This is a genomic window from Campylobacter concisus ATCC 51562, assembly GCF_000466745.1.
Classification (GTDB): domain Bacteria; phylum Campylobacterota; class Campylobacteria; order Campylobacterales; family Campylobacteraceae; genus Campylobacter_A; species Campylobacter_A concisus_B.
The window spans coordinates 574623-588858 of record NZ_ANNI01000003.1; the positions used below are offsets into that span (position 1 = coordinate 574623).

The 14236-nt window shown below is 34.8% G+C and carries 12 protein-coding genes; 5 read left to right on the top strand and 7 right to left on the bottom strand.

The window, feature by feature from the left end; genetic code table 11:
• Nucleotides 1-49 precede the first annotated feature (49 nt).
• From ATCC51562_RS04245 to ATCC51562_RS04255, 3 genes are all read left to right on the top strand, one after another.
• Complete coding sequence (locus ATCC51562_RS04245) at nt 50-1447, top strand: AAA family ATPase (RefSeq protein ID WP_021090605.1); 1398 nt, start codon at nt 50-52, stop codon at nt 1445-1447.
• Nucleotides 1437-2000 carry a hypothetical protein gene (locus tag ATCC51562_RS04250; protein ID WP_021091028.1) on the top strand — a complete coding sequence of 188 codons (564 nt, stop codon included), beginning with the start codon at nt 1437-1439 and terminating at the stop codon, nt 1998-2000. The genes ATCC51562_RS04245 and ATCC51562_RS04250 overlap by 11 nt, the downstream gene beginning before the upstream one ends.
• A 70-nt stretch (nt 2001-2070) precedes the next feature.
• The gene (locus ATCC51562_RS04255) at nt 2071-2793 is read left to right on the top strand and encodes a tetratricopeptide repeat protein (protein ID WP_021090620.1); all 723 of its coding nucleotides are present in this window, start codon (nt 2071-2073) and stop codon (nt 2791-2793) included.
• On the opposite strand, the gene ATCC51562_RS04260 is transcribed toward ATCC51562_RS04255, so the two are convergent.
• Nucleotides 2786-3427: a non-canonical purine NTP pyrophosphatase gene (locus ATCC51562_RS04260; RefSeq protein WP_035167278.1), complete on the bottom strand. Its 642-nt coding sequence runs from the start codon at nt 3425-3427 to the stop codon at nt 2786-2788. The two genes, ATCC51562_RS04255 and ATCC51562_RS04260, sit on opposite strands and share 8 nt — an antisense overlap.
• 113 nt (nt 3428-3540) lie before the next feature.
• Between ATCC51562_RS04260 and ATCC51562_RS04265 the strand changes: the two genes are divergently transcribed.
• The gene (locus ATCC51562_RS04265) at nt 3541-4842 is read left to right on the top strand and encodes an MFS transporter (protein WP_021090555.1); all 1302 of its coding nucleotides are present in this window, start codon (nt 3541-3543) and stop codon (nt 4840-4842) included.
• Entirely contained in the window at nt 4839-5975 is a 1137-nt protein-coding gene (locus ATCC51562_RS04270; RefSeq protein WP_021090955.1) for an NAD(P)/FAD-dependent oxidoreductase, read from the top strand. Before ATCC51562_RS04265 ends, ATCC51562_RS04270 begins: the two co-directional genes overlap by 4 nt.
• Before the next feature lie 246 nt (nt 5976-6221).
• On the opposite strand, the gene ATCC51562_RS04275 is transcribed toward ATCC51562_RS04270, so the two are convergent.
• From ATCC51562_RS04275 to ATCC51562_RS04300, 6 genes are all read right to left on the bottom strand, one after another.
• On the bottom strand, nt 6222-6860 hold the full coding sequence (locus tag ATCC51562_RS04275; protein ID WP_021090703.1) for an HAD family hydrolase: 639 nt from the start codon (nt 6858-6860) through the stop codon (nt 6222-6224).
• Nucleotides 6861-6934: 74 nt separating this feature from the next.
• Nucleotides 6935-7951 carry an OmpA family protein gene (locus tag ATCC51562_RS04280; RefSeq protein ID WP_021090741.1) on the bottom strand — a complete coding sequence of 339 codons (1017 nt, stop codon included), beginning with the start codon at nt 7949-7951 and terminating at the stop codon, nt 6935-6937.
• Nucleotides 7952-8104: 153 nt separating this feature from the next.
• Nucleotides 8105-8494 (bottom strand): 30S ribosomal protein S9, encoded by a 390-nt coding sequence (rpsI, locus tag ATCC51562_RS04285; RefSeq protein WP_021084780.1) that lies wholly within the window; start codon nt 8492-8494, stop codon nt 8105-8107.
• Nucleotides 8495-8496: 2 nt separating this feature from the next.
• On the bottom strand, nt 8497-8925 hold the full coding sequence (gene rplM / locus ATCC51562_RS04290; protein ID WP_002939292.1) for a 50S ribosomal protein L13: 429 nt from the start codon (nt 8923-8925) through the stop codon (nt 8497-8499).
• Between the two features lie 80 nt (nt 8926-9005).
• On the bottom strand, nt 9006-11825 hold the full coding sequence (locus ATCC51562_RS04295; protein ID WP_021090552.1) for a RecB-like helicase: 2820 nt from the start codon (nt 11823-11825) through the stop codon (nt 9006-9008).
• Complete coding sequence (locus ATCC51562_RS04300) at nt 11822-14167, bottom strand: PD-(D/E)XK nuclease family protein (protein WP_021090561.1); 2346 nt, start codon at nt 14165-14167, stop codon at nt 11822-11824. Before ATCC51562_RS04300 ends, ATCC51562_RS04295 begins: the two co-directional genes overlap by 4 nt.
• Between the last annotated feature and the right edge of the window lie 69 nt (nt 14168-14236).

A 14236-nucleotide genomic window follows, 5' to 3' on the forward strand; every position in this document is an offset into this window, starting at 1 on the left:
ACAATCCCGTTTAAATAATTATAAATTTAAAAATTTCAAAGGATTATTGATGAAAGTAAGCCTGAAAAATGTTGGAATGCTTGATGAGGCAAATTTTGAGGTAGGCAATCTAACTATTATATGTGGTGAAAATAATACAGGCAAAACTTACGCTACTTACAGTTTGTATGGCTATTTAGACTATATGCGCAATATACGAGAGGTACCTTATTATAGAGCTAGAGGGGATATTTCTGATAATGTAGAACATGATGATATACAAGAAATAAAACTTACATATAATAAAATCAAAGAACGATTACAAAAACACATGTTAAACAAGTCAAAAATGTACGAAGAATATTTTTTAATTGGAGTTATGGCTGGAAAAGAAGATGACTTTGCAAATTTAGAATTTAATGTTGAAATCTCAATTTCAATGGATGAAATAAAAGACGCCATTAATGTATTTTTAATATCAGATAATTTATTGGTAAGGGCAAAAAGAAGGTTTGAACATATTCTATATGATGATGGACTTATAATAAAACCCATAAATGGTATTATTGGTAAAAGATATATTGCTGACTACATGAATCTTTTATCTGACGCTTTACTACATATAATTTTAAGAAATAATTTTATTTTGAGCGTTGAAAGGACTGGTGCATCAATTTTTCAAGAAGAACTCGACTTTACAAAAATAGCAAAATTGGAAACTTTAAAAAGAATGGCAAGAGATGAAGATGTTGATGTATTTGAAATATTAGATGAAAAAAAACAACTATACCCAAAGCCGGTTAGAGACAATATTAATTTTATAAGAAGCTTAAAACAACTATCTAAAAAAGATAGTTGTTTTAAAGAGGACAATAGCAAGAATCAAGAAATCCTGAAGGTGTTAAGCAATTTAGTTGGAGGTAAATATAAGGTTACAGATATAGGAATTTTATTTCAACCTAAAAAATCAAGAAAAGGTTACAATATAGAGATAGCTTCTAGCTCAGTTAGATCTCTTTTGATGTTAAATTTCTATATTCTTAATACGGCCAGCAAGAAAGACATCCTTATGATCGATGAGCCTGAATTAAATCTACATCCGAATAATCAAATTTTAGTCGCTAGGCTTTTGGTATTACTTGCAAATGCGGGCATAAAAGTGTTTATCACAACTCATAGTGATTATATTGTTCGTGAAATAAGTAATTGTGTAATGCTTGGAAGTTTAACTGACGACCAGATAGATAAGTTTAAAAATAAAGGTTATACAAAAGAGTACAAAATTAACCATCAAAAAGTAAAAGCATATTTGGCAGAGAATAAAAAAGGTAAAAACATTTTGAGTAGTGTTGATATCAATGAACGCGGAATTTTTATGAATACTTTTGATTCTCCAATAGATACACAAAATGAAAATCAAAGCTTAATTTTTGCTGCACTTTTAGAGAGTAACAAAAATGACAAATAAAAATTTAAAAGATTTTTGGGAAGCTATTTGTGATGATTTAAAAATTAAACCTCACGGGAATTTATTTAAAATAACAGAGGAAAAAAAAGAAAGTCCCATTAAAGAAATAAATTTCACATTTAAAAATAAAGACGATGTTTTAATACTGCGACAAAAAGAGAAAACTCATACTATTAAGTTTTTTAAAGGAAATAGTGTTTCAACCGATTCGCATTGTGATTTTATAGTATTTTTAAAAATAAACGATGGTTTAAGAATATGTTTTTGTGAAATTAAACCAAGTGTTGAATACATAGATAAAGCCGTTTTACAGTTAAAGTCTTCAAAGCTTTTCTTAGAGTATTTACTAAAATGCTATAGAGACTACTTCAATATTGACTGTTTTACTAAATTCAATTTAGATGATATCTCTAAAAAATATTATATTTATCCCAAGATTAATATATCCAGTAAAAAACCGGTTTGCTATTGTTCTGATATATTAATGGAAGCAGTTAGTGCTGATAAAGATGGAATAGTTGATATTCCTAATGGCTATTCGTTTTTTAAATAGTTAAAGTTGGTATTACAGTCAATATTGTTGTCCAAATTTACTGCTAAATGTTAAGATTAAATGTAAAAAGATGAAGAAAATTTTTCTATTTTTAGCGCCTATTTGCCTCTTTGCAAGTAGCTGTGACGAGCTAATACAAGAGAGTGTGAGGGAGTTTTATAAAAGCGATAGAAATTTGGAGAGAGCCATAAATTTAGCCGAGCAAGCGACTGATGTCTGCTTAAAAGAGGGCAACACCGAGCAGGCGATCACTTCGCTCATAAATAGCACTAGCATTTGCATGGTAAATAAAGAGCCACAAAAGGCGTTAGAGCTCTCACAAAGAGCCCTAGAGCTTGCGGCAAACGTTAGAGACAAGCTGCTACTAGCTCGCTCTTATCATAGCCTAGGTGCGGCACAAAAGGCGCTAGGCAGATACGACGAAGCACTTGCTAATTTTCAAGAAGCTCTAAAAATTTATGACAACGCGCCAAATGCCCCAATGAACGACGAACTCATCTGTATAAAAGGCATCGCTAGCGCCTACTACCTAAAAAACGACTTTGACAAAGCCCACGAAAACCACCTTTTAGCGCTAAATTTACTTGATATCACGCCGGAGTTAAGCGGCAACGAGCTTGTGCGATCAGAGCTTTTAGTAGAGCTTGCTAACGACCTAGCAAAGCTTAATCAAAAGGACGAAGCTACCCAAAACTACAAAAAAGTGCTTGAAATTTTAAATGGAAAAGAGCAAAATCCTCGCGCACGGGATCTTTTAGAGAGAGCTAACAAAGGGCTAAATGGGCTTAACTAAAGTTTTTCTTTAGACTTTTTAGCACGAAATTTGCAAGCTCAAGTCCCTTTGAGCGGTGAGAAATTTCAAGCTTTGTCTCATTATCTAGCTCGCCAAGTGTCTTGTTAAAGCCATTTGGGATAAAAAGTGCGTCGTAACCAAAGCCATTTGTACCCCTCTCCTCGTTTATCGCTTCGCCGTACATGAAGCCGTGCGTCGTGTAGTCGCCAAATTTTGAGCTAATAGCGATACAGGCGGTGTAGTGAGCTGGTGAGCTCTCTAAATTTAGCGCCTTTAGCTTGCTAATTAACTTTGCTCTGTTGTTTGCGTCATCTGCGTTCTTGCCGCATACCTTGCCATTTTCATCAAGGTCAAAATAGCGCGCAGAGTAGATCCCGGGCTCGCCACCAAGTGCATCCACACTAATGCCACTATCATCGCTAAGTGCAATAAATTCGCCCTCAAGCCCCTGCCCTTTAAGCTTTGCAAAGACGGCTCTTGACTTTATGAGTGCATTTTGCTGAAAAGTGCTGCCATCTTCAACGATCTCAAATGGCTTTACAACCTCGCTTAAGGCGTAAATTTCATAGCCTTTTAAATACTCTTTTATCTCTTTTACTTTGTCTAAATTTGACGTCGCAAGCACGATCTTCATTGCAAGAGCTCCTTGATTTTTGGGCGTATTTTACAAAAAAGTAGATTAAATTTTTAAATTTAAATTAGCGTTAAAATGATAAACTTAGTCCTTTTAAAAATAAGGAAAATTTTATGTTAAAAAGCGTTTTACCACTATCTTTTATCATAGCAAGCAGATTTTTAGGTCTTTTTATAGTTTTGCCAGTGCTTAGCCTTTATGCCTTAAATTTACGCGGAGCAAACGAGTTTTTAGTAGGGCTAATAGTAGGCGTCTATGCGATCTCACAGATGATATTTCAAGTACCTTTTGGAGCACTCTCTGATAGGATAGGACGCAAAAAAACATTAACGATCGGACTTTTGGTTTTTATCATCGGCTCAATAATTTGTGCACATACAAGCGATATTTTTACCATGCTATTTGGTAGATTTTTACAAGGCGTAGGTGCTATCGGAGCAGTTGCAACTGCGATGATAAGTGACTATATAACAGAAGAAAAACGCTCAAAAGCTATGGCGATAATGGGCGCTTTTATAGGACTTAGTTTCACACTTTCTATGGTGCTTGGGCCACTTCTTGCCAAAGACTACGGACTTTCAAGTCTCTTTTATCTAAGCGCCGCTCTTAGCCTACTTTGCATTGTACTTCTTTATACAGTTGTGCCAAAAGAGATAAAAGTGAGTGCCAAAAGTGAAAAAGTGCCATTTGGTAAGCTGTTTTTACAAAAAGACTACATGATCATAAATTTCACCTCTTTTATGCAAAAGATGCTAGCAAGTATCGCATTTTTGGTGATCCCTATCGTTTTGGTAAAAGAGTATGGTTACGAAAGTAGCGAGCTTTACAAGGTCTATACACTTGGCGCCGTGCTTGGCTTTTTGGCTATGGGGCTAGCTGGCGCCCTTGGCGATGGCAAGGGACTTAGCAAGGTCATCTTGATAGCTGGTACGCTGCTTTTTGCTCTAACCTACACCATTTTTGCCATTAGTTTTACACTTTTTATCTTCGTTTTGGGAGTTGCTATATTTTTTATAGGATTTAACCTTCACGAGCCCATTATGCAATCAACTGCAACAAAATTTGTAAAATCCTCACAAAAAGGCTCAGCCCTTGGTGTATTTAATTCATTTGGCTATCTAGGAAGCTTTGTTGGAGGTGCATTTGGTGGGTATATCTTGCACGCCTTTGGCTTTAAAGTACTCGCCATTATCTGCGTGGTGCTTTGCGTGATCTGGCTTGTTTTACTCTTTAGCCTAAGCGATCCAAGAATTTTTAAAAACATCTATCTAAGCCCTGAAGTAAGCTTAAATTTAGAGTTGCTAAATAGACAAAAAGGCGTGGTGGATTATTACAAAAACGAGAAAAATCAAGTGATAAAATTTGACTCTCGCCTAATAAGCGAGGCGGCTTTAAAAGAGAGTTTGAAGTTTTGATCTACGACGTCATCATCATTGGCGCCGGTGCTAGTGGACTATTTTTAGGAGCAAATTTAAATGGTAAAAAGGTTGCCATCTTAGAAAAAAATAGTAGTGCTGGCAAAAAGATCCTAGCAAGCGGTGGAGGCAGATGCAACATCACAAACCGCTTTGTAAGCGCTAAAAACTATATTGGAGAGCAAAAATTTATAGAGCAAATTTTAAAAGTACTGACTCCAAATCAAGTTTTAAAATTTTTTAGCGAGCTTAAATTTAGTGAGCAAAAGCAAAATCAATTTTTCTGCGATAGTGGTGCAAAGAGCGTCTTGAGCGTACTTTTAAAAAGGCAAAATGTAGATATTTTTTACAACAAAGAGGTTCTTGGCGCTAAAAAAGTAGATGAAATTTTTGAAATTTTGACAAAAGATGAAAAATTTAGAGCTAGAAATTTAGTCATCGCAAGTGGAGGATTAAGCTACAAAGCCCTTGGCGCAAGTGACATTGGTTATAAAATAGCAAATGATTTTGGCATTGAAACATCAACTCTTGCGCCTGCACTTGTTGGATTTAGCGTACAAAAAGATGAGTTTTGGCTTAAAGAACTTAGTGGCGTCAGCCTAAACGCAGACGTAAAGATAAATAGCAAAAACGAGAGCCATAAATTTAGTGGTAATCTGCTTTTTACACATAGGGGCATAAGCGGACCAGCAATACTAAACGCCTCGCTATTTTGGCAAAATGGGCGAATTTGCATAAATTTTTTGCCCAAATTTAGTGAGAAAAATTTAATAAATGGTAAAAAGCAACTTAGTTCGGTTTTGCCCTTACCAAAGAGATTTGTGCTAGAATTTTTAAGAAATTTTGGCTTAAAAGATAGAGCTTTTTATGAATTTAGCGATGAAGAGAGACAAATCATAAAAAGGCTTTTTGCTTATGAATTTGCCCCAGCTGGGACATTTGGCTTTGAAAGAGCGGAAGTTACAAAAGGTGGCGTAAAGAGTGAATTTTTAGATGAAAATTTACAAGCTTATAACGTTAAGGGACTTTATTTTGTTGGCGAAGTCTTGGACATCACTGGCATGCTTGGCGGATATAACTTACATTTTGCATTTGCAAGTGCTCTAAAGGTGGCTAGGGTCTTAAATCTATGATCTCCTAGAAGTTAGCTAATTTTTAGACAAATTTTCATATTTTAAATAAGATAAATTTACTATGAAAGCAAGTTTTTAAGCAATTTATTTAGAGTAATTTAGATGTTTAAAATTCATAATAAATACTTTAAAAAGATTTTATACCAAACAAAAGCAACGAATTTTGGAATAAATTTTATAGCCAAGCAAGCTAAACGTTAGGTTAAATTTACTTTAAAGGATAAGCAGTTTGGGGATATTAAATTATCAAACCTCTTTTATAAAGCTAACAGCTTCAAATGGGTTTGAGAAAATATGTTTACTAAATTTCTCCAAATCACTCTTTTGACCATATCCACAAGTTAGACCTACGCCTGTAATAAAAGCAGCTTGTGCAGCCATTAGATCCATAATGGTGTCACCTAGCATAAATGCATTATTTTTATCTTTATTAAGTCTATATAAAGCCAAATTTATAGGCTCTGGATTTGGTTTTGGATTAGTAACATCATCTCTTCCAATAACAGTTTTTATATATTTTATAACCCCTAAATGCTCAAGCAAGATAATAGAAAATTTTGAAGTTTTCGTAGTAACTATACCCACATCAGCAAAGCTACTTGCCTCCTTCAATGCTTCATTTGCATAATCTAAAAGTACCGTCTCATCAAGATAAATTTTTTCGTAGCAAGCTTTATACTCTTTTATATAGCTATCAATTAAATTTTTGCTTGCACCAAGTCTTTCAAACATTATTTCAAGCGGATGACCAACCAAAGACTTTAATGCATTATGGTCTGGCTCTTTTTTACCATGAGACAAGAAAGCTCTATCAAATCCTTTTAAAATAGCAGAAGTTGAGTCAATAAGTGTACCGTCTAAATCAAAAAGTATGGTTTTGTTCATCATTTTCTCCGTAGAAATAAAAAAGGGCCTAGCCGAAGCTAAGCCCCTAAAAGAAGTAACTTTGAATAATAAGATTATTTATTGAAAGTAGCTTCAACGCGTCTATTTTGAGCGCGACCTTCTTTAGTTTTATTTGTAGCAATTGGTTTAAGCTCACCGTAGCCAACTGTTGAAATTTTATCCTCGCTTACACCATAGCCAGCAAGAACATCAGCTACTGCTTTTGCTCTTTTTTCAGATAGTTTTTGGTTATAAGCTTCTGCACCTACGCTATCAGTGTGACCAGCAAGTACAACTTTATAATCTGGGTGTTCGCCCATGAAGTCAGCTACTTTTTTGATCTCAGCTGCATATTTTGGTCCAACTTTATAGCTATCAAATGCAAAATTAACATCTAAATCTCTAAGAACGATAACTTTTTCGCATCCTCTTTCATCAACAACCACGCCAGCTGGAGTGTTAGGGCATTGATCTATATCGTTTGGCACGCCATCATTATCATCATCAAGAACTGGAGTTGCTGCTGGAGTTGCTGCTGCAACTGGAGCTGCCGCCACAACTGGAGCTGCTTTTGAGTCAAGACCGATACCAAAGCCTAGTGAATAGAATAGGTTATGATCAGCATGTTCAAATTTGATAGCGTCTCTTGCTTCTGCTTTAAGAGCAAATCTATCAGTTACTTGATATCTTAAGCCAAAACCATATTGGCCAAAACCGCCATCTTCATTTTTAACAAAAATAGCTGGAACATCTTCATAACCAGCACCAACTAAACCATATAGACTAACTGGTCCAAAATCAACTATATCTTTTACAAGATTTGCATGATATCTAAGAACTCTTCCTTCTCTTGTTAAGCTACCTGTTTTTTCTTTTGCTTTTTGAGTGTAATCAACACCAAGCTCTACTTGGTCAAAGAAAAAATCTTCAAGATTTCTAGCAACTCTAACACCAACGAAGTTGTGGTCTTTTACACGTAAATTTCCCTCTGGGTGAACGCCACCAATAGTTGGAGTAACTTCATAATTATATGCTGCGTTAGACGCAAAAACCGCTGTTGCGGCAACCATAGCTAAAGCAATCTTTTTCATATTTAGAATTCCTTTCTTAGGATTTATTTTAAAGTGGTTACATTTTAACTGAATAAAATTTAACCGACTCTAAATCATAATTTAATTAACAATGTAAATTTGAAATTTACACAACTTAAATTTTGCAAATGCAAAAGCACTTGCAAAAACTCATTAACGTTTAGAGAATTGTGGGCTTCTTCTTGCCTTTCTTCTACCAAATTTCTTACGTTCAACAACACGAGAATCTCTAGTTAATAAGCCTTTTGGTTTAAGTGCTGCTCTAAAATCAGCATCCATATCAGCTAAAGCACGTGAAATACCGTGTCTTAAAGCCTCTGCTTGTGCTGAATAACCACCACCTAAAGTTGTAGCTACTACATCTATTAAACTCTCTTGTTTAGTAACTAGAAGTGGCTGAATTACTTTAAGCTTTATAGCTTCATGTCCACCAAGCCAAGTATTAAGATCCATACCATTTACTACGATTTTACCGCTTCCAGCTTTTATCCAAACCTTTGCTACGGCAGTTTTTCTTTTACCAGTTGCATAAACTTTTGCCATAATTATTTTCCTTCTTTTTTAGCTATTTGTGCCGTATGAGGATGCTCACTGCCAGCATAAACTTTTAGTTTTTTTATCATCTCTCTTCCAAGTTTAGTTTTTGGAAGCATTCCACGAACAGCTAATTTAAATAGTTTTTCTGGCTTATTTGCTATCAAATCGCCAAATTTTTCACTCTTTACGCTACCAAAGTATCCTGAGTGTCTGTGATAAAGTTTATCTTCAGCTTTGTTATTACCAGTAAATTCTACTTTTGAAGCATTTATGATGATAACATAGTCGCCACAATCTACGTTTGGCGTGAAGCATGGTTTGTTTTTGCCACGAAGTATAGTTGCTACCTCAGTTAGCAATCTACCAAAACGTTTACCAGCTGCATCAACAACGATCCAGTCTCGCTTAACTTCGTTTGGCTTTGTTATTTTTGTCATTTTCTTACCTTTGCCAAGTTAATTTTTGAGTTGTGATTGTATTTAAACAATGCTTTTATAAAGCTTAAATTAAGTAGTATTTAAACTTCAAGATATGAAATTTTTCCATCAAGAGCGTAGAAGATGACGGCGATTATACTATGCTTTGGATAAAATTTACTTAATGCCTCTTTGTATTCTCCAACTTGTTTTTTATTTTCCTCGATATTTTTATCGGTCGTTTTATAGTCAATCACACAAATTTCGCTCTCTCCAATACAAAATAAGTCCGTCTGTTTTAGTTCGTTTTTTACTTTAAATGGCTGCTCTTTGTAAATTTCTTTATCCTTTATGCACTCTAGAAATTTTGGCTCATTTATTAGCGTTTTTGCTCGTTTAAAGGTATCTTCAAGCCTACCAAGTGAGAGAAATTTATAAAATTTATTTAGCATTAAACTCTTGGCTTTTAAAAGCGAATTTTCATCAAATTTTTCACTCATCTCAAGCAAATAGTGAAACGCTAAACCAAAATAGATTGCCTCTAAATTTTTACCGCTCGTTTTTTGCTCTCTTGCCTCTACCTCTTGCCTTTCTATCTTTAAAATTTCAGGCATTTTTTCATCTTTTTTTAGCTCTTTTTGCTCAGTTTTACTAGGCAAAATTTTGCCAAAGCTAAACTCTTTTAGATCAAGATAGTCGTTTACTTCGCTTTTATCGCTTCTAGTATAAAAAGAAAAAAAGCTAGGACTATTTCCACTTGGAGCAGCTTGTTTAATAATGATAAGCGACTTTGTGGCTCTTGTAAAGGCGACGTAAATTTTATTGATATTTTCTTGCTTCTCAAGCTCTCTCATTTGCTCTAACACACCAGCATACTCAGGGTCAAAATTTTCTCTACCAGAAATTCTACTTTTTACTATCCACTCGCCTTTTTCGCTATATTCTGTTATAAAGTTTGAGTCATCGCCTCTGCCCTTACTCATCATATCGCAAACTATCACGTGAGAAAACTCGAGCCCTTTTGACTTATGAACAGTCATTATCTTTACGCCGTCAGCATTTTTAGGACTGATTTTAGAGCTGAAATTTTCAAGATTAAAGATAAAATCGCTTAAATTTTTGTAGCCACTACTTAGCTCAAAAAGCCTTAAAATATCAACATCGGCCATATTTATGTATAAATTTTTAGCTAGATAAAATAGGCTTTTTGTCGCACTATCTTCAGCTTTTATTTTTAGCCTTTTAGGATTTGTATTTACAAGTGCTTTTACATTTTTTTCATAAATTTCTTCACCAAAAATACAAAATTTCGCATACTCGATGATCGCTGCAACAAACGGCGTTCGCTTTAGCTCCAAAGTGCCTTCATTTACGCTTTTTATCCCCTCACTGCTAAGCACCTCTGAGATGAGGCTGATGTCGCTATTTTTCCAGCAAAGCACAGTTATCTCACTTGCATTTACGCCAGCTGCAAGTAGCTCTTTTACTTGTGAAACTGATGCACCCGCGATATCCTCGTCACTTAGCACACACAAGTAGCCATAGTCATCTTCCTCGGCTTTAAAATAAGGACACTCGCCACTTACTTTGTAGCTTAGTTCCTTATCTTTTTTAGCTGGCTCTTGTGGCTCAAAACTAAGCCCATATCTATGATAAATTTCTTCAAAAACAGCGTTATTAAATTTCACTAAAGCCTTTAAACTGCGATAGTTACTTGGTAAATTTTCTATATCTATCTGACTAAAATCATCTCCAAGCTTATCAAAAAGCTCTTTTTTACCGCCTCTAAATTTATAAATGCTCTGCTTCGTATCTCCAACATAAAAAAAGCTTCCAAGCCCGTTTTGTCCGTATCCTGAAACGATTTCATTGATAATTGGCAAGATGATCTCATATTGGATCACATTTGTATCTTGAAACTCATCTATCAAAAGGTGATTTATGCGGCCATCAAGCCTAAAATAAAGCACATCTTTATCAAAATTTTCAACCAAAAGCTTAAAGACCAGCTTATTTATATCAGCAAAACTTAAAGCATTTATCTCTTTATTTAGCTCTAAATTTGAGTATTTATAAACGTTTAAGAGCTTGCTAAAGCCGCTAAGTCTGTATCTTTCGACCTCCAAAATATACTCTTTTGCCACCTCTTTTAGCTTTACAAAAAGCTCGTCAAGCTCACTTGTATAAATTTTGCTAAAAGTGCGGTAATTTAGGCTCTCTCTTTCAAAGACCTTATTTTTAAAAAGCTCAAATAAATTTTGCTCACTAAATGTCTTTTTGGCCGTATCGCTAGCACCATTTTGCAAGGCTATATGCTCATTTATCTCCTTTTGCGCTGCTCTTACCTTGCTATCGTCTGGATAGCTTGCGCCGCTATCTTTTAGCTCGCCGCCAAAACTCTCATAAAATTTAGCCAAAGTCTGTGAAAAGCTCGCCTCTTTTTGGCTTGAGATTATCATCATGAGTGCAAGCTCACTAAGAAGCTTTTGATCCTTGCTTGCCTCTTTTACAAATTTTTTCCACGCTAGATCTTGCAGACTATCTTGCACACTGTAATCAGGACTGAGTCCTAAATTTTGGCTAAATTTTTTTAGGATTCCAGAGAAAAATGCATCAAATGTATAAATTTTTAGCTCACTTTGCAAAAATCTATCAAGCTTCTCATCGCGTCTTTTTATGACCTCGTCTTGGTTCAAACTAAGCTCTTTGCAAAGCTTATCAAGCTCATCTTTTTTGTTTTGTAAGTCCAAAAAAGTTGCGATTATGCGCTCTTTCATCTCATTGGCCGCTTTTTTGGTAAAGGTTAGAGCGATGATCTCGTTTATATTTTCGCCTCGAAGCACCAAAGCGATATAACGAACGCTTAAAGCGAATGTTTTCCCGCTTCCAGCACTTGCTTTTAGGGCTAAAAAATCTTTCATAACTCTCTCCTACAAAGTATTGCATACTCGCAAAATTTACAAGCTCCGCTCTTTCTTTCAAAATTTATCTTAGTGTTATTTATACTCTTTAGATTTTCTATCTCAGCCTTTAGATCATCCACGCTTTTTTTAGAGTTAATAAGTACTGGTTCATTCTTTAGAGCAAAATAAGCACTTTTTACCTCGCTACCATAAAGTGCTTCATAAAATGCAAGCTGAAGCGAGTTCGCATTTGCCTCACCAGTTTTATAATCAAGTATAAAAGGCTCGCCATCAGGGCTAGCATCGATCCTATCGATAATGCCTTTTATCTTTACATCACAAAAATCACCCTCTATATCTTTTTCACACTCAAGCACTCTAAAGCCATCACTTAAACGTTCATTTTCAAACTCTGCGTATTCTTTAAATTTCTGCGACCAAATCTCAAGCTCAAGCGAAGAAAAATCTTGCTTTGCGAGTATTTCTTTAAAAATAGCCAAATCAAATATATTTTTTTGTCTATAAAAATCACTTGTGTAGTATTCATAAAGCGCCTTGTGCACACTATTTCCTTGCTTAGATCCTGGCCCAGTTGCTATTGCTTTTGCTCCTTTTATACCAGCTATCTTTGCGTAATAATACTTTCTTGGGCAAGTTAGAAATAAATTTAGTGTCGAAAATGATAGCGGTTTAGTAAAAAAATCATGCTCCAAAATGATCTCATCATCACTTAAATTTAGGCTTGTACTTCCTTTTAAAAATAATTTTAAATACGCCTCGTCACTAAATTTCTCGTCTTTTATTGTTTTGAAATTTTTTAAAAATCTTGAAGGTATGCTCTCTTCATTTAAAACACAGCTTATGGCGACCTTTTTGGCATTGTTTATAAGACTTTCATAGTAAAATCTCTGCAAATTTTCACGCTCAAGGTAGCTTATAAGTCCTGCTTTTTGCCTCACTTTCGAGTTTAAAAACATCTCATTTGTGCTTCTTGCTGGGATGAAGTTATCATTAAAATCAACTATGATCACGCCATCAAATTTCATTCCACGACTCTCAAGCATGCCCATGACACTGATCTTTCCACCGCCCACATCATCGATGCTAAGGCGCGAGATATTTAGCAAGAAAATTTCACTTAACTGCTTTAAGCTAAAGTCAAAATACCTGCATAAATTTTCAATCCTAAAAAGCTCAAGCGCGAGCTTTTCTTCACATCTTGGCTCATTTTCAAGCGTTAAAAGCTCATCTATTAGCCCTTTAAATTTAGCAAAGTCGCAAAGATCAAAGTAGCTTGATTTAAATTTATTAAAAAGCTCTTCGCTTATGCCAAGCGTGCTCAAGATAAAGCCAAGCTCCTCGTAGCTCTCACACTTGCTTTGATCAAAAACCGGCCTTGCCTCTTCATTGATCGCTCTTGCAATGTAAAAAAGCGTCTCATAAAATTTTATATTTTTAAAGCTCTCGCCCATAGCGTAGTTAAAAATTTTATTGCTATCATGTAGCCTTAAAATTTCACTAAAACTCTCATCTGGTAATATGACAGCGATGTTTTCAGGCTTTATGCCCTCACGCACAAACTCGCTCGCCTTTGCCATAGCGTAGGCACATTGCAGGCTTCTAGTGGCAAATCGCTTTTCTAAGACTGGCTCAAATTTTTTGATATTTTCTAAGCAAATTAGCTCATTTGTCTTTAAATTTAGCTCATATTTTTTGTAATTTTCAATATCGCTAATAGCTGAAATTTGCTTTATTTTATTGATTAGCTTTGTGTTGAAAACACTGGTTTGAAAGATAATTTTTAGCGTAGTTAGCTTTGAGATTTTCTCTAAAATTTCCCACTCAAATTCACTTAAAATTCCATCTATATGCAGTGAAATTTCACTAAAACTTCTTATGTAAGCTTCATTTATGTTATAAATTTTTGGCAAGGTTATATCATCGTAGAGATTTTCTTGACCAAGCAAGCTCTCATACTCTTTTAAAACCGCTTCAAGTATGTTTAAATGCTCCTCAAAATTAGCGTAAATATCGTTAAATTTGATCTCAGCAATACTCTTTTTACTAATAGCTAGCTCTTTAAAAAATGAAAAAAGATAGTCATTATTTTTCAAAAATTCAAAAAACTCAGTTGGAATTTTAAGAACAGAGTTTGCCTTTTTGACGCTAGCACAGGCTCTATTCATAAGCACTAAAGCATAGGTGCTATCAATCTCAAACCTACCATCTACATAAACTACCTTTTTATAAAACTCGGCAATACTTAGGCTTTTTGGGATTAGCTCATCATTAAAACTTGCATTAAATTCACGAATCTTACGCGAGTTCGTAAATACAAAAAGTTGGTTTAGGTTATGCATTTTTCTCTCTTAAATTTTTAAGCAATGATAGCTAATTGCTGATAAAAGAGCGCTTTTTACGCTTAGGTA

Excerpts from the sequence above, each read along its gene's own strand:
- ATCC51562_RS04260 (WP_035167278.1), bottom strand. The coding sequence starts at position 3,427 with ATGAAGATCGTGCTTGCGACGTCAAATTTAGACAAAGTAAAAGAGATA.
- ATCC51562_RS04265 (WP_021090555.1), top strand. The coding sequence starts at position 3,541 with ATGTTAAAAAGCGTTTTACCACTATCTTTTATCATAGCAAGCAGATTT.
- rpsI (WP_021084780.1), bottom strand. The coding sequence starts at position 8,494 with ATGGCAAAAGTTTATGCAACTGGTAAAAGAAAAACTGCCGTAGCAAAG.
- ATCC51562_RS04280 (WP_021090741.1), bottom strand. The coding sequence starts at position 7,951 with ATGAAAAAGATTGCTTTAGCTATGGTTGCCGCAACAGCGGTTTTTGCG.
- ATCC51562_RS04255 (WP_021090620.1), top strand. The coding sequence starts at position 2,071 with ATGAAGAAAATTTTTCTATTTTTAGCGCCTATTTGCCTCTTTGCAAGT.
- ATCC51562_RS04300 (WP_021090561.1), bottom strand. The coding sequence starts at position 14,167 with ATGCATAACCTAAACCAACTTTTTGTATTTACGAACTCGCGTAAGATT.
- rplM (WP_002939292.1), bottom strand. The coding sequence starts at position 8,925 with ATGACAAAAATAACAAAGCCAAACGAAGTTAAGCGAGACTGGATCGTT.
- ATCC51562_RS04275 (WP_021090703.1), bottom strand. The coding sequence starts at position 6,860 with ATGAACAAAACCATACTTTTTGATTTAGACGGTACACTTATTGACTCA.
- ATCC51562_RS04245 (WP_021090605.1), top strand. The coding sequence starts at position 50 with ATGAAAGTAAGCCTGAAAAATGTTGGAATGCTTGATGAGGCAAATTTT.
- ATCC51562_RS04295 (WP_021090552.1), bottom strand. The coding sequence starts at position 11,825 with ATGAAAGATTTTTTAGCCCTAAAAGCAAGTGCTGGAAGCGGGAAAACA.
- ATCC51562_RS04250 (WP_021091028.1), top strand. The coding sequence starts at position 1,437 with ATGACAAATAAAAATTTAAAAGATTTTTGGGAAGCTATTTGTGATGAT.